Raw genomic sequence first — 20316 nt, 5'->3', positions numbered from 1 at the left:
TTTGGGATCAGTACACACTTGATACTATGCGTTTTTTGATTATAAATACGAATTATTTAGTACAACTTCTCTTTATTGATGAACTGCTTGAGCTGCTGTGATAAGGGTCAACTTGTACACATCATCAGCATTACATCCACGAGAGAGGTCGTTAACTGGCTTGTTCAAACCTTGCAAAACAGGTCCTACAGCCGCAAAGCCACCAAGACGTTCAGCCATCTTGTAGCCAATATTTCCTGCTTCGATACCTGGGAAGATGAAAACATTTGCTTGACCAGCTACCGTACTTCCAGGAGCTTTCAGAGCTGCAGTTTCTGGAACAAAGGCTGCATCAAATTGCAACTCACCATCGATTTCAAGGTCAGGACGCAAGTCGTGAGCAATTTTAGTTGCTTCTACAACCTTATCGACGCTCTCACCAAATCCTGAACCTTTAGTAGAATAACTTAGCATAGCAATTTTAGGCTCGATGCCAAACATCTTAGCTGTGATTGCTGAGTTGATGGCAATTTCAGCCAAGGCTTCTGCATCAGGATTGATATTGATAGCACAGTCTCCAAATAGGTAACGTTCCGTACCACGAACCATGAGGAAGGCACCTGAAGTACGAGTCACATTTGGGCGAGTTTTGATGATTTGTAGGGCTGGGCGAACTGTTGAAGCTGTTGAGTGAATAGCTCCAGATACCATTCCGTCAACCAATCCCAAGTATACCAACATAACGCCAAAATAGTTGACATCTTCAATCAAAACCTTGCGTGCATCTTCTTCAGACATTTTGCCCTTACGACGCTCTACCAAGGCAGCAACCATTTCTTCAAATTGAGGATAGTGTTGAGGGTCAATGACTTCGTAACCATCTTCAATTCCTTCGATTTCAAGATAAATTTTAATTTTTTCAGGATTCCCAAGCAAAACAGGAATCACTTCTGTTTCTTTTACCAGGCGTTTAGTCGCTTGAAGAATACGTGGTTCTTCCCCTTCAGGGAGAACGATACGAGCATTTTTACCAACTAGGTTGGCTTTGAGACTTTCAAAAACTTCCATGAGTTTTCTCCTTTAAGATAATAATTATACTCTGAAACAGTTTTTATAGAGTATTAGTTGATAACTGGGTAATAAGGTTACTGAAATCATCCGGCAAAGGACTTTCTAACTGCAAGTCCTGTTCTAAAAATGGATGATAAAAAGATAGGTAATGGCAATGCAGGGCCTGACGTTGAATGCCGTCGTCCAGACTACCTCCGTACAAATCATCTCCCAACAAAGGAAAACCAATATGAGAAAAATGGACTCGAATTTGGTGGGTTCGTCCAGTGTGCAAACGAATATCTACCAGGTGAATATTTCCATAAGAAGCTACAATCTTGTAGGATGTATGGGCATACTTTCCACCTTTAGCCACCCGTCTGGTGATAATAGAGTCTTCATCACGCGCAATAGGAGCAATAATTTCCCCCTCTGGCTCCAAGTATCCATCACCTTTAACCAAAGCAAAGTAGCGTTTCTCGATAGACTTTTTCTGCAACTGCTTGTCTAATCGTGCATGGGCATAGCCGTGTTTTGCAAAGAGCATCAAGCCAGAAGTATCTCTATCAAGTCTGGTCACAATGTGAACCTGCTGATTTTCATAATTTTGCTTGACGTAGTAACCCTTGATAAAATTGGCAATGGTATTGGAGTGATTAACACTAGGAATAGAGGCTACTCCATAGGGTTTGTTCAAGACTAGAAAATGGTCATCCTCATAGAGAATATCCAGTGGACGCTCGATAGCTTCTAGAGTTTCAAAGCCTTCCTCAGCGGGAATATCGATGATAACTCGGTCTCCAATATCCAATAGATACGTCGCATTTTGTGGTTGGTCATTGACCAGAATAGCTCCGCCTCGAAACTTAATCTTAGCCAGCAGCCCCTTAGAAACCTCGTGTTTTTTCAAGAAGGTCTTAACCTTGACATGTTCATCTGCGATAAATTCAAACCTCATTCATCCACCTCGCCAATAAAAGCATCCTTAACACGATTCCAGAAACTGGTGTGGCTAGGTGATGCGACAAAGTGAATCTTATGATGGTCGATTTGATACTCAATACGCTCAATATTTCGGAAGGAATAAACGCTATTGTCAACCGAAATAGTATGATAATCGTTTCTCGTTGGAATAAGTTCAATCTTATCCTTCTTAGGAACAATAATGGAAGAGCCCAGCGTTCGATAGACACGATTATTAAGGCTGGCAATTTCCGTTAATTGCAAAGCTTCAATGGTAGAGTGTAAAACAGCTCCGCCAAGTGACTTGTTATAGGCTGTACTACCAGTCGGTGTCGAAACTGTTAGTCCATCTCCACGAAAACGTTCAAAGTGGACACCGTTAATCACAACATCCGCCACCATGGTTCGATCAGATCTGCGGATGCTGGCTTCATTTAGTGCTCTAAAAATCTTCACTTCACCATTTTCAAGAAAGATCTTCACATTTAGAACAGGGTAAGAGACTCTTGCTCCTGTATCTAGCTGCAAATTAGTTACTAGCTTGTCCAACTCAAAATCACGATAGTCCGTATAGAAGCCCAAATGTCCCGTATGAACACCGATAAAGCGTACCTTGTCAAGCTGATTTTCGTACTTATGAAAGGCCGACAAGAGCATGCCATCCCCACCAATGGAAATAACGATATCTGGATTGGTATCATTGAGTATAAACTGATTTCTCTTCAAACGATCTCGCAATTCATACAAAACCCTTTGACTCTGTGGTTTTCTATTAGCTATCAGGTCAATTCGTTTACCTGTATTCTTCATCTGTATCGTCACTGTTTCCTACACCATCATTTAATTTTCTGCTCAAAGGATCAAAAAGTGCCTGAGCTTCTTGAATGTCATCACGAATTTTACCCATTTCTTCATCTAGCTGATGGGCAATCTTAGATGTAATTTCCAGTCGCTTCTTAATCTCCTCTGGGAAATCCCCTTGGTACTTGTAGTTGAGAGAATGTTCTATTGTTGCCCAGAAATTCATAGCCAAGGTACGAATTTGAATTTCTGCCAAAATAGTCTTGGCTCCATTGATAGTATCAACCGTATATTCTACTACCACATGATAGGAACGGTAGCCTGAAGCCTTTCGATGAGTAATGTAATCTCGCTCCTGTATGATCCGCATATCCTGACGCTTGCGCAAAATAGCCACAACTTCTTGGACATCATCTACAAACTGGACCATCACACGCAAACCAGCAATATCCTGTAAATCGTGTTCCAAGGTCGCATAAGTAATGCCTCGACGGGCCATTTTTTCTTTTATACTCTCAATTGGCTTGACTCGACCAGTCACAAACTCAATCGGAGAATGCTTATTTTGCTTGCGATATTGCTTACGAATACCACGTAGTTTAATTTTTAACTCACCAACAGCTTGAATGTAAGGATCTAGAAATTCTTCCCATTCTAAGGTCATATATTCTCCCTTGTTCTCATATTATCCTTCAAAAATATCTTTGATTTTTTCTCCAGATTTATATACAATAAATACAAAGCTATTATAACATAAATCCGCTTTCAACGATAAAGAAAAGGTAAGAAAAATGAAACATTTAGAAATTGAATTGAAAACACTCTTGAAAAAAGATGAATACAATCGTCTAAAAGACCAGTTCACTGGTGTCACTCCTATTCTTCAAAAAAATTACTACATCGACACGCCTGATTTTGAACTACGAGAAAAGAAAGTCGCTATGCGTATTCGAACCTTTGAAGACTGGGCGGAATTGACACTCAAAGTCCCGCAAAGTGTTGGAAACATGGAATACAATCAAAAATTGCAGCTAAAAGATGCTGAAGATTATCTGAGTAAGGAAGAACTTCCTCAGGGGCTGGTTCTTGATGAATTGGCTAAACACGGTATACAAAACAAGAAATGGCATGTCCTTGGTTGTCTAACAACGCTTCGCTATGAAATGAAAACAGCTATTGGCCTCATGGCACTGGATGAGAGTCAGTACTTTGATATGACAGATTACGAATTAGAGCTTGAAGTGGAAGATCATGGGCAAGGCAAACAGGATTTCCAACAATTTTTAGAGAAAAATCAGATTTCCTACCAAAAAGCTCCCTCAAAATTAGTTCGATTTGTCAAAAGCATGAAAAATAGCTGAAATAATCTCCATTTTTTGGTAAAATAGAAGAGATAAAAATACACGAATCCCAGTTCATATATGCAAAACATATATAACTAGGATTTATGAAGTTTACAGAGGACGGTCTATAATGTCAGATAGAAAAAATATGAAACTTTTCGCACTCAACTCTAACCAAGAGATTGCACAAAAAATTGCTCAAGCTGTTGGTGTCCCACTTGGAAAACTGTCATCACGTCAATTTTCAGACGGAGAAATCCAAGTGAATATCGAAGAAAGTGTCCGTGGTTATGATGTTTACATCATCCAATCAACAAGTTTCCCTGTTAACAACCACCTAATGGAATTACTAATCATGGTCGATGCTTGTGTGCGTGCAAGTGCCCACAGTATCAACGTTGTCCTTCCATATTTTGGCTATGCACGTCAAGACCGCATTGCTTCACCACGTGAGCCACTTACAGCTAAACTAGTTGCCAATATGCTGGTTAAAGCTGGTGTTGACCGTATCCTTACTCTTGATTTGCATGCTGTTCAGGTTCAAGGCTTCTTTGATATCCCTGTCGATAACCTCTTCACAGTTCCCCTATTTGCAAAACATTACTGCGATAAGGGACTACTTGGGTCAGATGTTGTTGTCGTCAGTCCTAAAAATTCAGGTGTCAAACGCGCTCGTAGCTTGGCTGAGTATCTTGATGCTCCTATCGCCATTATCGATTATCCTCAAGACGATGCAACTCGCAACGAAGGTTATATCATTGGTGATGTTGAAGGTAAAAAAGCCATCTTGATTGATGATATTTTAAATACTGGACGTACCTTCTCTGAAGCTGCTAAAATCGTTGAACGTGAAGGGGCTACAGAAATTTATGCTGTTTCTAGCCACGGTCTCTTCGTCGAAGGAGCTGCTGAACTTCTTGACAATACTAGTATTAAAGAAATTCTTGTGACTGATTCAGTAGCAACGAAAGAAAAAACTCCTAAAAACGTATGCTACATCACTGCTAGTGAGTTAATTGGTGACGCTATAGTACGTATCCACGAAAGAAAACCAGTCAGCCCACTCTTTGCTTACAACAAAAAGAAATAAGGTGATTCTTTGATTTATTTGGACAATGCTGCAACGACTCCTATGTCAGCAGTTGCTATTTCAGCTATGACCAAGGTTTTACAAGAAACCCATGGCAATCCATCTAGTATCCATGGGCATGGTCGTCAAGCTGGCAAGCTTTTGCGAGAAGCCCGCCAGGAACTATCCCAGTTATTGGGAACAAAACCTCAACATATCTTTTTCACTTCTGGTGGGACTGAGGGCAACAATACTGCTATCATTGGCTACTGCCTTCGTCACCAAGAACGAGGAAAACATATTATCACAACTGCCATCGAGCACCATGCTGTCCTTGAAACGATTGATTACTTGGTTCAGCACTTTGGTTTTGAAGCAAACATTATCCAGCCAGAAAATCAAGAAATCACCGCCCAGCAAATTCAAGAGGCCTTACGTGACGATACGATTTTGGTTTCTACCATGTTTGCCAATAATGAGACTGGAAACCTACTGCCTATTGCTGAAATTGGCCAAATACTTAAGCAACACCCTGCTGCCTATCATGTCGATGCAGTTCAGGCTATTGGAAAAATCCCTATTCATCCAGAAGAATTGGGCATTGATTTTCTCACTGCTTCTGCCCATAAATTTCATGGTCCTAAGGGAATCGGGTTTTTCTACGCTTCTAGAATGGACTTTGATTCCTATCTACATGGCGGAGACCAAGAACAGAAAAAACGTGCAGGGACTGAAAATCTAGCTGCTATCGTAGGCATGGTTGCAGCCCTAAAAGAAGACCTAGAAAAACAAGAAGAACATTTTCAACATGTACAAAATCTAGAAACTGCCTTTCTTGCGGAGCTTGAGGGAGTTCAGTATTACCTGAATAGAGGACAACACCATCTTCCTTATGTTCTCAATATTGGATTTCCTGGTCAGAAAAATGATCTCTTACTCCTTCGTCTAGATTTAGCTGGAATTTCAATCTCTACTGGCTCAGCCTGTACCGCAGGCATTGTTCAATCGAGCCATGTTCTTGAAGCTATGTACGGAGCAAATTCAGAACGCTTGAAGGAATCCGTTCGTATCAGTTTGTCGCCACAAAATACTGTTGAAGACCTACAAACCCTCGCAAAAACCTTAAAAGAAATTATCGGAGGTTAGCCATATGGCATTTGAAAAAACCATTCAGTTAAAAAATTGTCGTTACGACTACACTCTTAGCCCTTCTGTTAAAAAGTTTACCCTCAAGGACAATACTTTTTTTGAGACAAAGGTTGGTAACTATGAACTGACTCGCTTACTTGAAAAAGTTCCAAACAGCGGTGAAGGCTTCCAACTCAAAATCATTATCAATAAAGAGCTAACAGGGGCTAAAATCAATATCACTGACAAGTTTGGTCTCCGTCTGGTTGATATTTTCAAATCAGAAGACCACCACATTCATCAGGAAAAATTCTATTTCCTCATGGATAGTTTGGTAGAACGTGGTGTCTTTACAAAATCTGAAAGATAGGTCCTATATGTTTAAACTGACCTATAAAGACAGCTATCATGTAGAGCGTACTCTCAAGTATGAAGATTATGAGGCTCTCATGCTGGCTTTGTCAGGATGTGTGACCCTACCAGATACACTTTATGTGACTTCTTTGACTTTTGAGGGACAGGAAGTTTACCAAGGACTAGTCGGAGACCTCTACCGTTTTCTATCACATGCAGATTTTTTACATCAAAACTAAGATTTTTCTTAGTTTTTTCTTATTTTTGTTGATTTTTTCACAATGTTTCTATAAAATAGAAGAATAGAAAGGTTGTGATTTTGTGAAAGATAAACAGTCCGCTATTCCAAAAGCTACAGCAAAAAGACTCTCTCTCTACTATCGAATTTTTAAGAGATTTCATGCAGAAAAGATTGAACGTGCCAACTCTAAACAAATTGCAGAGGCCATCGGTATTGATTCAGCGACCGTACGTCGTGATTTTTCCTATTTTGGTGAACTTGGTCGTCGTGGTTTTGGCTATGATGTCAAAAAACTGATGACATTTTTTGCCGATTTGCTCAATGATAACTCTATTACCAATGTCATGCTGGTTGGTATTGGAAATATGGGGCATGCCCTGCTACACTACCGTTTCCACGAGCGTAACAAGATGAAAATCATCATGGCCTTTGACCTAGATGACCATCCTGAAGTCGGTACGCAAACTCCTGATGGAATTCCTATTTACGGGATTTCTCAAATCAAAGAAAAAATCAAGAATGCTGATGTTAAGACTGCTATCCTGACCGTTCCCAGCGTTAAGTCACAAGAGGTCGCTAATCTCTTGGTTGATGCTGGCGTGAAAGGAATTCTCAGTTTTTCACCAGTTCATCTTCATTTACCAAAAGACGTGGTCGTTCAATATGTCGATTTGACAAGTGAACTCCAAACCCTCCTCTACTTCATGCGAAAAGAGGATTAGAAAGCGAAAATCATTTTATGAAAAAACCAGTTATTGGGATTACAGGAAACGAAAAAACTCATCCAGATGATGACATCATGATGAGCTACGTAGCAAAAGGCTTTGTTGAAAGCGTTAAAGACGCTGGAGGGATTCCCATCATCCTACCGATTGGTGATCAAGAAATGGCCTGCCACTATATCAGTATGATTGACAAGCTCATCTTAACAGGTGGGCAAAATGTTGATCCAAAATTCTATGGTGAACCAAAAACTATTGATAGCGATGACTACCACCTTCAAAGAGATATCTTCGAACTGGCCCTCATCAAGGAAGCTATTAAACAGAAAAAGCCAATTTTTTCTGTCTGCCGTGGAACACAACTCTTTAACGTTGCCATGGGTGGAACTTTGTATCAAGATATCGAAGACCACTGGCAGGATTCTTCTGCTGAGTACACAACCCAACGCTTGGTGACAGAACCAAACACTGTTCTTCGAGAAATCTATGGAGAAATCTCTCATATCAACTCCTTCCACCACCAGAGTATCAAAGATTTAGCACCAAATTTAAAGATTGCGGCTCATGATCCTAAAGATGGTATCATTGAAGCTGTCATAAGTACGGATGATGTTGCCTTTCTCGGTGTCCAATGGCACCCAGAATTTCTATTTGAAAATCGTCCCAAGGATAAAAACCTCTTTGACTATGTCGTCAATGAACTTTAGATTAAATCTGTCTTTTCACGATAACTGAAGTAATTAGAATGTGAGACAATCAAATGGTCCAAGAGGACAATACCCATCAGGTCGCAGGCTTCTTTGACAAGTTTAGTGACATGATCATCATTACGACTAGGGGCTACTGCTCCTGAAGGATGATTGTGGACCAAGATGAGAGAGGTTGCCATATGCTTGATAGCATAGTGAAGAATCTCACGTGGTTCAGCAATACTACGAGTAGCTGAGCCGATAAAAATGGTCTGTTGATGGATGATTTGATTTTGAGTATTGAGATAGAGCGCCACCAGGTGCTCTTGTTTTTTATGTCCCAACTCCTGTTGCATCTTCTTGGCTAACTTTTGACTGCTGAGAATACTTTCCATCTCAAGGGTCTCGTGTTTGTGGATACGATGCCCCAGTTCAATCATAGCTTGCAATTCTATAGCCTTAACTCGCCCGATGCCAGACAGACTCTGCAATTCCTGCAGGGTCATTTTTTTCAAATCCGTTAGGCTTGAAAGATTGCTCAAAACTTTCTGGGCAATTTCAAAAACGCTAGTCTGGCGTGTTCCAGTTCTGAGTAAAATAGCTAGCAACTCTTGATTACTGAGCGCTTCTACTCCTTCCTTGGCCAGTCTTTCTCTTGGTAATAGTGAATCTTCTTGGAATGAAATACTGTACATAAAAATCCTCCTCACTTTATTATTCGTGAGAAGGATGAAAAATTAGATTTTTTTCTCAATTGGGGCTACACTAGCTAAAAGTTTTTTCAGGCCAACCTCTGGGAAATTGATTTTCAACTCCTGCGTAGCACCGCTACCTGAAACTTCCAGAACAGTTCCCTCTCCCCATTTCTTGTGGAGGGCAATGTCACCAATGGACCAATTTGTCTCACTAGACGCTGATTTTGTGCCAGCTGTAAATTGACCAAATGGGAGACCGCTTGACTGGATAGATTTTGGGGCTGCACTTCGTTTACGGTCTTGAAGTGCTTGCGCAAGACTCATACCTTGACCGAAAGCAAGACCACCACTGCTATATGACGCTTTAAAACTTGTATTTGCTGGACGGGCTAGGCCTTGATACTCAAGTAAGTCTGAGCTAATTTCGTTAATAAAACGAGTCGGACGGTTATAGTTGGTACGACCAAAAAGCAGGCGTGAGTTGGCATTGGTCAGATAGAGAATTTTCTCTGCACGCGTAATTCCTACATAGGCCAGACGGCGTTCTTCTTCCAATTCATCTGGATCCTCGGCTGCACGACTAAGTGGAAAGACATTTTCTTCCATCCCAATCAAAAAGACAACTGGAAACTCAAGACCTTTGGCAGCATGCAGGGTCATCAGGGTCACTTCTGATGTCTCCTGACTACCTGAATCTGTGTCTGCAATTAAGGCCAAATCATTTAAGAAACGACTCAGTTTATCCAGACCAGTTTCCTCTTCTGACACATCAGAAGTGTCATCAAAGTTTTTCGTCACAGAAAGGAACTCTTCGATATTTTCAACCCGAGCCTTACTTTCCAGAGTTGCTTGGGCATTAAGAATATCGACGTAACCTGTTTTGTCTAGAACTGCTTCAACCAACTCAGTAATGCTTAAGTGGTCCAGTTGCTCCCGCAAATCCAGAATCATATTGGCAAAATCCCAGATAGACTGGGCTGCTTTTCCTTTGATGCCAGACAACATGATGTTTGCTGAAGCATCTAACATAGACACATTTTGCATATTTGCAAAATCACGAATTTTCTCAACAGTGCCTGGCCCAATTCCACGCTTCGGTTCGTTGATAATGCGCTCAAAACTGATATTGTCACTCAAATTGGCAATAAGATTGAGGTAAGCGATAATATCTCGGATTTCCTTACGGCTGTAGAACTTGGTTCCACCAACCATTGTATAAGGAATATTTGATTTGAGCAAGGCTTCCTCAATAGTACGGGACTGCGCATTAGTACGGTAAAGAACTGCAAAATCCTTGTGAAGGAAGTTTTGACTGCGACCAAGGTCATCAATGGTTTTGGCTACAAATACAGCCTCATCTAGCTCATCATTGGCACGATAATAAACGATTTGTTCCCCATCAGCGTTTTGAGTCCAGAGATTCTTAGGACGGCGGTTTTTATTGTTTTTAATGACCTCGTTGGCCGCTTGAAGAATGGTTTTAGTTGAGCGATAATTCTCCTCCAACAAAACAACCTTGGCTTGGGGATAATCTTTCTCAAAATCCAAAATATTCTGCATATCAGCACCACGCCAACCATAGATAGACTGGTCAGCATCCCCAACCACACAGATATTTTTAAAACGTGAAGCCAAGAGTTTGACCAGTTGGTACTGGGCACGGTTAGTATCTTGGTACTCATCAACATGGATGTACTGAAACTTCTGCTGATAGTAGGTCAAGACATCAGGGTTTTGATCAAAGAGACGTAAGGTCAGCATAATCAAATCATCAAAGTCAACTGACTCCGACTGACGCAGTTCTTTTTGGTAAGCAGTGTAACACTGGGACACGATTTGCGTATACATATCGCCAGCTTGGGCAGCATAAGCTACATCATCAATCAGGTCATTCTTGGCATTGGAAATGGTCCCTAAGATGCTTCGTTCATTCCATTTTTTAGGATCCAAGTTCAACTGCTTGAGAATACGTTTCATGAGCGTTCGCTGTTCACCAGGATCCACAATCGTAAAATTACGGTTATAGCCAATATGGTCCGCATCCCGACGCAAAATACGAACACACATGGAGTGGAAGGTCGCAATCAGACAGTCCTGAGTGGCTGGATTGAGGCTATAAGCACGCTCCTTCATCTCACGCGCAGCCTTATTTGTAAAGGTAATGGCCAAGATATTCCAAGGATTGACCATCTTTTCATCAATCAAATAAGCAATACGGTGGGTCAAAACTCGAGTCTTCCCAGAGCCAGCCCCTGCCATGATCAACAAGGGCCCTTCTGTCGTTTGCACCGCCTCAGCCTGACGGTCATTCATTCCATTTAATAATGCGTTCATCTTCTCTTCCTTACTCTTGAAGTCAATATTTCTATTATATCAGAATTCAGGGAAAATATCTTTACCTAGACTGGTTACGTGTAGAAGACAACTCCTTATATCTAGATAAAAAATGAGCTTGGATATTATTTCCAAACTCATTTATTACTCAATGAAAATCGAAGTGCAAACTAGGAAGCTAGCCGCAGGCTGTACTTGAGTACGGCAAGGTGAAGCTGACGTGGTTTGAAGAGATTTTCGAAGAGTATAAAGTCAATTACAATATACTAGAACAAACCTAGAACGGTTCCATCGCTTTCAACATCCATGTTGAGGGCTGCTGGTCGTTTGGGAAGCCCCGGCATAGTCATAACATCACCAGTTAGAGCGACTATGAAGCCTGCACCTAATTTTGGTACTAATTCACGAATGGTAATTTCAAAGTTTTCAGGTGCTCCAAGTGCATTTGGATTGTCAGAGAAACTGTACTGAGTTTTAGCCATACAGATTGGCAATTTATCCCATCCGTTTTGAACGATTTGCGCGATTTGTGTTTGCGCTTTCTTCTCAAAGTTCACTTTGCTACCACGGTAGATTTCAGTAACAATCTTTTCAATCTTTTCTTGGACAGAAAGGTCATTATCATACAAACGTTTGTAGTTAGCTGGATTTTCAGAGATAGTCTTAACAACCGTTTCAGCAAGAGCTACTCCACCTTCCGCACCATCAGCCCAGACACTAGCCAACTCAACTGGTACATCGATTGAGGCACAAAGTTCTTTCAAGGCTGCAATTTCAGCTTCTGTATCAGAAACAAATTCATTGATTGCTACAACTGCAGGTACTCCAAATTTACGGATATTTTCAACGTGACGTTTCAAGTTAGCAAAACCTGCACGAACCGCCTCCACATTTTCCTCTGCAAGAGCGTCTTTAGCCACACCACCATTCATCTTAAGGGCACGAAGGGTTGCAACAATAACTACAGCATCTGGCGAAGTTGGCAAGTTTGGTGTCTTGATATCAAGGAATTTCTCAGCACCAAGGTCTGCACCGAAACCAGCTTCAGTAACTGTGTAATCAGCCAAGTGAAGGGCTGTGCTTGTTGCCAAGACTGAATTACATCCATGAGCAATATTGGCAAATGGACCACCGTGTACAAAGGCAGGTGTACCGTAAATTGTCTGAACCAGGTTCGGTTTAATAGCATCCTTCAAAATCAAAGCCAAGGCACCTTCAACCTGCAAATCACCTACAGAAACAGGTGTACGGTCATAGCGATAACCAATTACGATATTGGCCAAACGGCGTTTCAAGTCCTCGATGTCTGTTGCCAAGCAAAGAATTGCCATGATTTCGGAAGCAACGGTAATATCAAAGCCATCCTCACGTGGAATACCGTTTAGAGGACCACCAAGTCCAACGGTCACATGGCGAAGAGCACGGTCGTTCAAGTCAACGACACGTTTCCAGAGGATACGACGTTGGTCAATTCCCAGCTCATTGCCTTGGTGCAAGTGGTTGTCAATCAAGGCAGAAAGGGCGTTGTTGGCAGTTGTAATGGCATGCATATCGCCAGTAAAGTGGAGATTGATGTCCTCCATTGGTAGAACTTGAGCGTAACCACCTCCTGCAGCACCACCCTTAATTCCCATGACTGGACCAAGAGATGGTTCGCGGATAGCAATCATGGTTTTCTTGCCAATCTTGTTCAAGGCATCCGCAAGACCAATGGTAATAGTTGATTTTCCTTCACCTGCAGGTGTTGGGTTGATGGCAGTAACCAAAATCAATTTCCCAACTGGATTGCTCTCAACTGCACGAATTTTATCAAAGCTGAGCTTAGCCTTGTATTTTCCATACAACTCCAAATCGTCGTAAGAAATACCAAGTTTCTCTACAACATCAACAATTGGCTTCAACTCAATACTCTGTGCGATTTCAATATCTGTTTTCATTCAAAACTCCTCTAACCTCTTATATGATAATTCATTATAACACAAAACAAGATTTTTAACATCCCAAAACTCTCTAAACGTTCGTAAATATCCCTGTTTTTAAGGTTTTTAGAGCCCTTTCTTAAATTTTATATGGCTTTATAGTTTGAAACTATAGTAAATCTCCGTTTTTACCAAAAATTTATCGCTTTCATTTTACTTACCGTTTATTTTTGTGTACAATAGTGCTATGAAAATTTTAGTTACATCGGGCGGTACCAGTGAAGCTATCGATAGCGTCCGCTCTATCACTAACCATTCTACAGGTCGCTTGGGGAAAATCATCACAAAAACCTTGCTTGATGCAGGGCATGAAGTTTGTTTAATTACGACAAAACGAGCTCTGAAGCCAGAAGCCCATCCCAACCTAAGTATTCTAGAAATTACCAATACCAAGGACCTTCTACTGGAAATGCAAGAACGGGTTGCAGATTATCAGGTTTTGATTCACTCAATGGCGGTGTCCGACTACACTCCTGTTTATATGACAGGGCTTGAGGAAGTTCAGGCTAGCTCCAATCTAGAAGAGTTTTTAAGCAAGCAAAATCATCAGGCTAAGATTTCTTCAACTGATGAGGTTCAGGTTTTGTTCCTGAAAAAAACACCCAAAATCATATCTCTAGTCAAGGAATGGAATCCTACTATTCATCTGATTGGTTTTAAACTACTGGTTGATGTCTCTGAAGATTATCTCATCGAGATTGCCCGAAAAAGTCTTATCAAGAATCAAGCGGACTTAATCATTGCTAATGACCTGACTCAAATCTCAGCAGGTCAGCACCGAGCTATCTTCGTTGAGAAAGATCAGCTTCAAACAGCCCAGACTAAAGAAGAAATTGCAAAACTCCTCCTTGAAAAAATTCAAACCTATCATTCATAAGAAAGGAAAGCTATGGCACATATTCTCTTGGCTGTAACAGGGTCAATCGCCTCTTACAAGTCGGCAGATTTAGTCAGTTCTCTAAAAAAACAAGGTCATCAAGTCACGGTTTTAATGACTCGGGCCGCTACAGAGTTTATCCAACCTTTGACACTACAGGTCTTATCACAGAATCCTGTCCACCTTGATGTCATGAAGGAACCCTATCCTAATCAGATTAATCATATCGAACTTGGAAAAAAGGCAGATTTATTTATCGTAGCCCCTGCAACAGCTAACACAATTGCAAAGCTAGCCCACGGCTATGCTGACAACATGGTAACCAGCATAGCTTTAGCCTTGCCCAAAAATATTCCTAAACTAATAGCTCCTGCTATGAATACAAAAATGTATGACCATCCGGCAACTCAGACTAATCTGAAAACATTAGAAACATATGGCTATCAGCTGATTGCTCCCAGAGAATCCCTACTAGCTTGCGGAGACCATGGAAGGGGAGCCTTAGCTGACCTCACAATTATTTTAGAAAGAATAGAGGAAACTCTCGATGAAAAAACGCTCTAATATTGCACCCATTGCTATCTTTTTTGCAACCATGCTCGTGATACACTTTCTGAGCTCGCTTATCTTTAACCTTTTTCCATTTCCAATCAAACCGACCATCGTTCATATTCCTGTCATTATTGCCAGCATTATTTACGGTCCACGAGTTGGGGTTACACTTGGATTTTTGATGGGTCTACTTAGCTTGACAGTTAATACGATTACGATTCTACCAACAAGCTACCTCTTCTCTCCTTTCGTACCAAATGGGAACATCTACTCAGCTATCATTGCCATCGTCCCACGTATTTTGATTGGTTTGACTCCGTACCTAGTTTATAAACTGATGAAAAATAAAACTGGTCTTATTTTAGCTGGTGCCCTTGGTTCACTTACCAACACAGTCTTTGTACTCGGTGGAATTTTCTACCTTTTTAGAAATGTCTTTGATGGTAATATCCAAAAACTCTTAGCAACCGTTATCTCAACAAACTCCATTGCAGAATTAGTCATTTCCGCAGTTCTAACCCTAGCTATTGTTCCAAGACTACAAACTTTGAAGAAATAAAAACAATCTCTGCTTTCAAGCTTGAAGGTGGAGATTTTGTTTGAGGTAGTTTCTTTTTAGTGAACTCTTTACCAATATTTATACTCAATGAAAATCAAAAAGCAAACTAGGAATCTGGCCACAGGTTGCTCAAAACACAGTTTTGAGGTTGCAGACGGAAGCTGACGTGGTTTGAAGAGGTTTTCGAAGAGTATTAACTTAAAAATGACCTATAAACCTAAGTAAATCCTTGCTTTATTGTCTATTTTATTGTACTATACTAGTGTATATACAGTTAAAAGGAGATTCTTATGAATACACGGAAAAAGACACAATTTATGACAATGACTGCCCTCTTAACGGCTATTGCGATTTTGATTCCAATTGTTATGCCTTTTAAAATTGTCATTCCACCTGCTTCTTACACTTTGGGGAGCCACATCGCTATTTTTATCGCTATGTTCTTGTCGCCCTTGATGGCAATTTTTGTCATCCTAGCCTCAAGTTTTGGATTTTTGATGGCTGGCTATCCCATGGTTATCGTTTTTCGAGCTTTTTCACATATATTTTTTGGAACTTTAGGAGCTCTTTACCTACAAAAATTCCCCGATACCCTAGATAAACCAAAATCTTCCTGGATTTTCAACTTTGTTTTAGCTGTCGTTCATGCCCTTGCTGAAGTATTAGCCTGTATCGTTTTTTACGCAACTTCTGGTACTAATGTAGAAAATATGTTTTATGTTCTCTTTGTGCTAGTTGGATTTGGCACAATTATCCATAGTATGGTAGACTATACATTAGCACTAGCTGTCTATAAAGTGCTTCGAAAACGCCGTTAAAAGGAAGAAATATGACAAAAGATCGCAAACAAGCCCTGCTCCAACTCTTGAAAGAAGCTCCTAAAGCTCTCAACGGCCAAAGTTTAGCTGAACATTTTCATGTTACACGCCAGATCATTGTACAGGACATTGCAATTTTAAGAGCCGATGGCGCTCCTATCCTATCCACTAATCGTGGCTACATCTATAAACAGATTGATACCAATCCTTATGTCCATAAACTTTTCAAGGTGAAACATGAGGTTGAAGAAATAGGTCAAGAACTCCTTGCTATCGTTGATAATGGTGGACGTGTTCAAAATACCTTGATTGACCATCCCGTTTATGGAGAAATTGAAACCTTGCTGAAACTGTCTTGTCGTAGAGATGTGCAACATTTTCTAGAACAAGTCGAGCATTCTGACTTTAGACCTCTATCTGAATTGACAGATGGCATCCATTACCACCTAGTCGAAGCCGAAACACAACAAGACCTCCACTATATCGAGGAGGCCTTAGATCAGCTCGGCTATTTAGTAAAAGATTAAAAAATTTCTTTCTCCCAGCCATCTTCTGTACGGTGTCGGTAGAAAAACTCTGACTTATCAGGAGCTCCCATCATCTCCATCAATGGTAACATATCATAGGCCAGATCCAAGTTTGGAATCTGGTCTTTTTGCACCCAAGAAACTTCTCCCTCTTCTGAAGATTGAAGAGTTCCAGTAAACTCAGTCGCCTTATAACAAAAGACGATATAGCGCCCACCTGTATCCAGAGGCCAATTTTTAATGCCGACAAGTTGAGGATTTTGAATGGTTAACCCTGTTTCTTCATAGATTTCACGAATGACAGACTCCGCAAAAGCCTCACCATTTTCAACATGACCTCCAGGAAAGGCATAACCAGACCAGCGATTGGTTTCAGGAGAGCGATACTGCATAACCACGCGCTGAGTTTCGAGGTCTTCAATCAGACAAATATTTGTTAAAATCGTTAATTGGGAACGGGACATATTTTCTCCTTTAGATAATATTCTAATCCAACGCCTTGACTTCCAGTATCATATCACGAATCTGAGCTGCTAGTTCAAAGTCAAGCACTTCGACGGCTTCTTGCATTTGTTTCTCTAGTTTCTTGACAAGTTCTTTGCGCTCTTGTTTATTGAGGCTATTGATATCTACTTCCTTGTCTTCTTCCTTGGCAACAGTCTTAGTTACGGCAATCAAGTCACGGATTTCTTTCTTGATTGTTTGTGGTACGATACCATGCTCTTCATTATAAGCCATCTGGATTTTCCGACGGCGAGCAGTTTCATCAATGGCACGTTGCATAGACTGAGTCAAAGTGTCCGCATACATAATGACATGGCCTTCGCTGTTACGGGCGGCACGTCCAATGGTCTGGATGAGGCCACGTTCGTTACGAAGGAAACCTTCCTTGTCAGCATCGAGAATGGCAACCAAGCTAACCTCAGGAACATCAATCCCTTCACGGAGCAGGTTAATTCCGACCAAGACATCAAAGACACCCAAGCGCAAGTCACGGATAATCTCTGTCCGCTCTAAAGTCTTGATATCCGAGTGCATGTACTTAACCTTAATGCCCATTTCCTTGAAGTAGTCGGTTAAGTCCTCTGCCATCTTCTTGGTTAAGGTTGTGATAAAGGTACGCTCATTCTTCTCAACACGGGCATTAATTTCACCTAAGAGGTCATCAATCTGTCCCATAGTCGGACGGACTTCCACCTCAGGATCCAAGAGTCCTGTTGGACGAATGATTTGCTCAATCACTGTCTCGGTCTGTTCATTTTCATAGTCACCAGGTGTCGCTGAAACGTAAACAATCTGATGCACATGGCTTTCAAACTCTTCACGACGTAAAGGTCGATTGTCCAAAGCTGATGGCAAACGGAAACCATAATTAACCAGCATTTCCTTACGCGAACGGTCTCCATTGTACATGCCCTTGATTTGCCCCATGGTCATGTGACTTTCATCAATCATGATCAAGAAATCATCTGGAAAGAAATCTAAGAGCGTATAAGGAGGCTCTCCTTCGCTACGTCCATCCATATGGCGTGAATAGTTTTCAACCCCGTTGGTATAGCCCATCTCACGCAGCATTTCAATATCATACTCTGTTCGCTGTTTCAAACGTTGAGCTTCTAGCAATTTGCCTTCCTTTTCAAAGACAGCTAGTTGCTCTTCTAATTCGCCCTGAATTTTAGCAATGGCAACTTCCATGTGATCATCATTGGTCACAAAGTGAGTCGCAGGGAAAATCGCCAAATGATCCACTTCTCCTAATACCTGACCAGTCAGAGCCTCAACTTCACGGATACGGTCAATTTCGTCTCCAAAAAATTCTACTCGAAAGGCATGCTCATCACGGGAAGCTGGGAAAATCTCCACCACATCCCCACGAACACGAAATCTTCCCCGTTGGAAATCAATATCATTGCGTTCAAACTGAATATCGACCAAATCATTCAAAAGTTTATCACGAGAAATCTCTAAGCCTGGACGCAGACTCACGACACTATCAGCGTATTCCTTGGGCGAACCCAAACCATAGATACAAGAGACTGAAGCCACGACAATAACATCATTGCGCTCTAAAAGGGCTGAAGTTGCTGAGTGTCGGAGCTTATCAATCTCGTCATTGACAGAACTATCCTTCTCAATATAGGTATCACTGGAAGGAACATAGGCCTCAGGCTGGTAATAATCATAGTAAGATACGAAATACTCAACAGCATTTTCAGGGAAAAATTCCTTAAACTCCCCATAGAGCTGGCCTGCCAGAGTCTTATTGTGGGCAATGACCAGAGTTGGTTTATTGACTTTGGAAATGACCTGACTCATGGTATAGGTCTTCCCTGTTCCGGTCGCCCCCATCAGAATCTGAGCTTTTTCTCCACTCTCGATATTATCAACCAACTGTTCGATAGCTTGGGGTTGATCTCCTGATGGTTGATATTTTGATACTAGTTTAAATTGATTATCTGTAATACGATTGATCATAAGAATCCTCTCTCCATGTGCTATTCCTATTTTAGCATACTTGTAGAATTTTCACGAAAAAAAGGACGAACCGAAGTCACATCCTTTCATTTTCTTTCTTTAATTGATAGGCGAGATAGACAATCATCAGTAGCAAGACCAGACTTGTCATGACAGAACCTTCAATCCCAAAAGAACCACCTGATATCCAGGCTTGATTGCCTTGTGGTAAAAAGGTCATCAAAGACGTTCCTGACGGTTGACCACTAACTAAAATCCCAAATAAATTTCCCTGAGCAAAATTCCAAGCACCATGAATACCTGCAACACCCCAAACAGTATCTGTTTTGAGAAGGTAAAGAGACATAGCAACTCCGAATAGGAAGAGATTCACTAGAGATAGAGGGGTTAGACCAGAATTGCCCATATGAAGTAGGGTGAAGAATATGCTAGATATGACAACAGCAAGTTTTAAATTGGTTCTTGAGGCCAATTGAGGTAGGAGCCAAGTACGGGCCACCACTTCTTCTGTTGTCCCCTGTAAAATCCAAAATGGAATGGTAAAAATGACAAAGACAAGCGAGTAAGGATTCAAGTGAATAGACTCAAAACGATATTGCCCTAATGCTACTAAACCTAACAAGGTCAGAAGAAAAAGTGCCAAACCTAGACCAAAGCCTTTAAGAAGATTGCTGAAGAAATTCTCTCTATAAAATCCCAAGGTTCGAATAGGCCTTTTCTCAATTTTTCTAGTCCATCTGAATACAGTGTTGAGAACAAAACCAAAGGACAGCAATTCTAAAATTAAACGAAAGTCACTTGTTTTATCCGTCAAGCTCACCAGCAAGTTTTGGAAGTAGCTTGCAAGATTTTGACCAGCCTCTCCAAAATTTCTAGCAAGGCCGACGAGAGCTAACAAGCTAATACCATACAAAGTATATGCAACAAACTCTCCTATAAAGACAAAAACAAAGGCTAACAAGGGGCTTGTGTAGAGGTTTAACCGCATTTGAGAAGCTTGGAAGTCTTTAAAAATTCTTTTGTTCTTCATATCTCCGTCCTCTTTTCTTCTATTATTACTATTATTATAGCACTTTGTGGTAGCAGTTCAAGAAAGAAATAAAGGGGCTTTTATGTTATATTTTCTGACACAGAAATATAAAAATTTGCCTTTTTTTAATT

The 20316-nt window shown here is 40.9% G+C and carries 22 protein-coding genes; 12 read left to right on the top strand and 10 right to left on the bottom strand.

Features of this window, described 5'->3' with window-relative positions; translation table 11 throughout:
• Positions 1-72: 72 nt before the first annotated feature.
• The 4 genes from pta to HT731_RS08745 are packed head-to-tail and all read right to left on the bottom strand — an operon-like array spanning position 73 to position 3457.
• The gene (pta, locus tag HT731_RS08760) at positions 73-1047 is read right to left on the bottom strand and encodes a phosphate acetyltransferase (RefSeq protein WP_173278576.1); all 975 of its coding nucleotides are present in this window, start codon (positions 1045-1047) and stop codon (positions 73-75) included.
• A gap of 43 nt (positions 1048-1090) precedes the next feature.
• Complete coding sequence (locus HT731_RS08755; RefSeq protein WP_049521139.1) at positions 1091-1987, bottom strand: RluA family pseudouridine synthase; 897 nt, start codon at positions 1985-1987, stop codon at positions 1091-1093.
• The gene (locus tag HT731_RS08750) at positions 1984-2802 is read right to left on the bottom strand and encodes an NAD kinase (protein ID WP_000799055.1); all 819 of its coding nucleotides are present in this window, start codon (positions 2800-2802) and stop codon (positions 1984-1986) included. The genes HT731_RS08755 and HT731_RS08750 overlap by 4 nt, the downstream gene beginning before the upstream one ends.
• Complete coding sequence (locus tag HT731_RS08745) at positions 2786-3457, bottom strand: GTP pyrophosphokinase family protein (RefSeq protein WP_000171685.1); 672 nt, start codon at positions 3455-3457, stop codon at positions 2786-2788. The genes HT731_RS08750 and HT731_RS08745 overlap by 17 nt, the downstream gene beginning before the upstream one ends.
• Positions 3458-3584: 127 nt before the next feature.
• Between HT731_RS08745 and HT731_RS08740 the strand changes: the two genes are divergently transcribed.
• The 7 genes from HT731_RS08740 (at position 3585) to HT731_RS08710 (ending at position 8357) form a co-directional block, all read left to right on the top strand.
• Entirely contained in the window at positions 3585-4154 is a 570-nt protein-coding gene (locus HT731_RS08740) for a CYTH domain-containing protein (protein WP_173278574.1), read from the top strand.
• 112 nt (positions 4155-4266) lie between these two features.
• A complete protein-coding gene (locus tag HT731_RS08735; RefSeq protein WP_001283819.1) occupies positions 4267-5226 on the top strand; it encodes a ribose-phosphate diphosphokinase in 960 nt (319 codons plus the stop codon).
• A gap of 9 nt (positions 5227-5235) precedes the next feature.
• On the top strand, positions 5236-6351 hold the full coding sequence (locus HT731_RS08730) for a cysteine desulfurase family protein (protein WP_061759712.1): 1116 nt from the start codon (positions 5236-5238) through the stop codon (positions 6349-6351).
• 4 nt (positions 6352-6355) lie between these two features.
• Positions 6356-6703: a DUF1831 domain-containing protein gene (locus HT731_RS08725; protein WP_000863540.1), complete on the top strand. Its 348-nt coding sequence runs from the start codon at positions 6356-6358 to the stop codon at positions 6701-6703.
• A 7-nt stretch (positions 6704-6710) separates the two neighbouring features.
• Positions 6711-6926, top strand: coding sequence for a DUF4649 family protein (locus tag HT731_RS08720; RefSeq protein ID WP_061759713.1), 216 nt, complete (start codon positions 6711-6713; stop codon positions 6924-6926).
• 82 nt (positions 6927-7008) lie between these two features.
• Positions 7009-7650 carry a redox-sensing transcriptional repressor Rex gene (locus HT731_RS08715; RefSeq protein ID WP_061759714.1) on the top strand — a complete coding sequence of 214 codons (642 nt, stop codon included), beginning with the start codon at positions 7009-7011 and terminating at the stop codon, positions 7648-7650.
• 17 nt (positions 7651-7667) lie between these two features.
• Entirely contained in the window at positions 7668-8357 is a 690-nt protein-coding gene (locus HT731_RS08710) for a gamma-glutamyl-gamma-aminobutyrate hydrolase family protein (RefSeq protein WP_061759715.1), read from the top strand.
• On the opposite strand, the gene radC is transcribed toward HT731_RS08710, so the two are convergent.
• The 3 genes from radC to HT731_RS08695 form a co-directional block, all read right to left on the bottom strand.
• Positions 8354-9034 carry a DNA repair protein RadC gene (gene radC, locus HT731_RS08705; protein WP_173278572.1) on the bottom strand — a complete coding sequence of 227 codons (681 nt, stop codon included), beginning with the start codon at positions 9032-9034 and terminating at the stop codon, positions 8354-8356. The two genes, HT731_RS08710 and radC, sit on opposite strands and share 4 nt — an antisense overlap.
• Positions 9035-9076: 42 nt before the next feature.
• On the bottom strand, positions 9077-11368 hold the full coding sequence (pcrA, locus tag HT731_RS08700) for a DNA helicase PcrA (RefSeq protein WP_173278570.1): 2292 nt from the start codon (positions 11366-11368) through the stop codon (positions 9077-9079).
• Between the two features lie 266 nt (positions 11369-11634).
• Entirely contained in the window at positions 11635-13305 is a 1671-nt protein-coding gene (locus HT731_RS08695) for a formate--tetrahydrofolate ligase (protein ID WP_173278568.1), read from the bottom strand.
• A gap of 229 nt (positions 13306-13534) precedes the next feature.
• Here HT731_RS08695 and coaB point away from each other — a divergent pair, with 229 nt between their 5' ends.
• From coaB to HT731_RS08670, 5 genes are all read left to right on the top strand, one after another.
• A complete protein-coding gene (gene coaB / locus HT731_RS08690) occupies positions 13535-14224 on the top strand; it encodes a phosphopantothenate--cysteine ligase (RefSeq protein WP_061759719.1) in 690 nt (229 codons plus the stop codon).
• 12 nt (positions 14225-14236) lie between these two features.
• On the top strand, positions 14237-14788 hold the full coding sequence (gene coaC / locus HT731_RS08685) for a phosphopantothenoylcysteine decarboxylase (RefSeq protein WP_061759720.1): 552 nt from the start codon (positions 14237-14239) through the stop codon (positions 14786-14788).
• Positions 14772-15335, top strand: coding sequence for an ECF transporter S component (locus HT731_RS08680; protein ID WP_173278566.1), 564 nt, complete (start codon positions 14772-14774; stop codon positions 15333-15335). The genes coaC and HT731_RS08680 overlap by 17 nt, the downstream gene beginning before the upstream one ends.
• A 290-nt stretch (positions 15336-15625) precedes the next feature.
• Positions 15626-16153, top strand: a complete 528-nt coding sequence (locus HT731_RS08675) for an ECF transporter S component (protein WP_061759721.1) — start codon at positions 15626-15628, stop codon at positions 16151-16153.
• A gap of 11 nt (positions 16154-16164) precedes the next feature.
• The gene (locus HT731_RS08670; protein WP_061759722.1) at positions 16165-16680 is read left to right on the top strand and encodes a transcription repressor NadR; all 516 of its coding nucleotides are present in this window, start codon (positions 16165-16167) and stop codon (positions 16678-16680) included.
• On the opposite strand, the gene HT731_RS08665 is transcribed toward HT731_RS08670, so the two are convergent.
• The 3 genes from HT731_RS08665 to HT731_RS08655 all read right to left on the bottom strand — a co-directional run bounded on the left by HT731_RS08665 (position 16677) and on the right by HT731_RS08655 (position 20185).
• A complete protein-coding gene (locus HT731_RS08665; RefSeq protein WP_061759723.1) occupies positions 16677-17144 on the bottom strand; it encodes an 8-oxo-dGTP diphosphatase in 468 nt (155 codons plus the stop codon). The two genes, HT731_RS08670 and HT731_RS08665, sit on opposite strands and share 4 nt — an antisense overlap.
• A gap of 22 nt (positions 17145-17166) precedes the next feature.
• Positions 17167-19155, bottom strand: coding sequence for an excinuclease ABC subunit UvrB (gene uvrB / locus HT731_RS08660; RefSeq protein ID WP_173278564.1), 1989 nt, complete (start codon positions 19153-19155; stop codon positions 17167-17169).
• A gap of 76 nt (positions 19156-19231) precedes the next feature.
• The gene (locus tag HT731_RS08655; RefSeq protein WP_173278562.1) at positions 19232-20185 is read right to left on the bottom strand and encodes a CPBP family intramembrane glutamic endopeptidase; all 954 of its coding nucleotides are present in this window, start codon (positions 20183-20185) and stop codon (positions 19232-19234) included.
• Positions 20186-20316: the final 131 nt, after the last annotated feature.

Source organism: Streptococcus sp. k-163, assembly GCF_013277555.1.
GTDB lineage: Bacteria > Bacillota > Bacilli > Lactobacillales > Streptococcaceae > Streptococcus.
Note: the sequence above shows the minus strand (reverse complement) of the source record. Positions and strands in the feature narration are given on the sequence as shown.

Excerpts from the sequence above, each read along its gene's own strand:
- pta (WP_173278576.1), bottom strand. The coding sequence starts at position 1,047 with ATGGAAGTTTTTGAAAGTCTCAAAGCCAACCTAGTTGGTAAAAATGCT.
- HT731_RS08675 (WP_061759721.1), top strand. The coding sequence starts at position 15,626 with ATGAATACACGGAAAAAGACACAATTTATGACAATGACTGCCCTCTTA.
- coaB (WP_061759719.1), top strand. The coding sequence starts at position 13,535 with ATGAAAATTTTAGTTACATCGGGCGGTACCAGTGAAGCTATCGATAGC.
- HT731_RS08670 (WP_061759722.1), top strand. The coding sequence starts at position 16,165 with ATGACAAAAGATCGCAAACAAGCCCTGCTCCAACTCTTGAAAGAAGCT.
- HT731_RS08735 (WP_001283819.1), top strand. The coding sequence starts at position 4,267 with ATGTCAGATAGAAAAAATATGAAACTTTTCGCACTCAACTCTAACCAA.
- HT731_RS08710 (WP_061759715.1), top strand. The coding sequence starts at position 7,668 with ATGAAAAAACCAGTTATTGGGATTACAGGAAACGAAAAAACTCATCCA.
- HT731_RS08665 (WP_061759723.1), bottom strand. The coding sequence starts at position 17,144 with ATGTCCCGTTCCCAATTAACGATTTTAACAAATATTTGTCTGATTGAA.
- HT731_RS08720 (WP_061759713.1), top strand. The coding sequence starts at position 6,711 with ATGTTTAAACTGACCTATAAAGACAGCTATCATGTAGAGCGTACTCTC.
- HT731_RS08740 (WP_173278574.1), top strand. The coding sequence starts at position 3,585 with ATGAAACATTTAGAAATTGAATTGAAAACACTCTTGAAAAAAGATGAA.
- HT731_RS08745 (WP_000171685.1), bottom strand. The coding sequence starts at position 3,457 with ATGACCTTAGAATGGGAAGAATTTCTAGATCCTTACATTCAAGCTGTT.
- coaC (WP_061759720.1), top strand. The coding sequence starts at position 14,237 with ATGGCACATATTCTCTTGGCTGTAACAGGGTCAATCGCCTCTTACAAG.
- uvrB (WP_173278564.1), bottom strand. The coding sequence starts at position 19,155 with ATGATCAATCGTATTACAGATAATCAATTTAAACTAGTATCAAAATAT.
- HT731_RS08750 (WP_000799055.1), bottom strand. The coding sequence starts at position 2,802 with ATGAAGAATACAGGTAAACGAATTGACCTGATAGCTAATAGAAAACCA.
- HT731_RS08655 (WP_173278562.1), bottom strand. The coding sequence starts at position 20,185 with ATGAAGAACAAAAGAATTTTTAAAGACTTCCAAGCTTCTCAAATGCGG.
- HT731_RS08680 (WP_173278566.1), top strand. The coding sequence starts at position 14,772 with ATGAAAAAACGCTCTAATATTGCACCCATTGCTATCTTTTTTGCAACC.
- pcrA (WP_173278570.1), bottom strand. The coding sequence starts at position 11,368 with ATGAACGCATTATTAAATGGAATGAATGACCGTCAGGCTGAGGCGGTG.
- HT731_RS08725 (WP_000863540.1), top strand. The coding sequence starts at position 6,356 with ATGGCATTTGAAAAAACCATTCAGTTAAAAAATTGTCGTTACGACTAC.
- radC (WP_173278572.1), bottom strand. The coding sequence starts at position 9,034 with ATGTACAGTATTTCATTCCAAGAAGATTCACTATTACCAAGAGAAAGA.
- HT731_RS08755 (WP_049521139.1), bottom strand. The coding sequence starts at position 1,987 with ATGAGGTTTGAATTTATCGCAGATGAACATGTCAAGGTTAAGACCTTC.
- HT731_RS08695 (WP_173278568.1), bottom strand. The coding sequence starts at position 13,305 with ATGAAAACAGATATTGAAATCGCACAGAGTATTGAGTTGAAGCCAATT.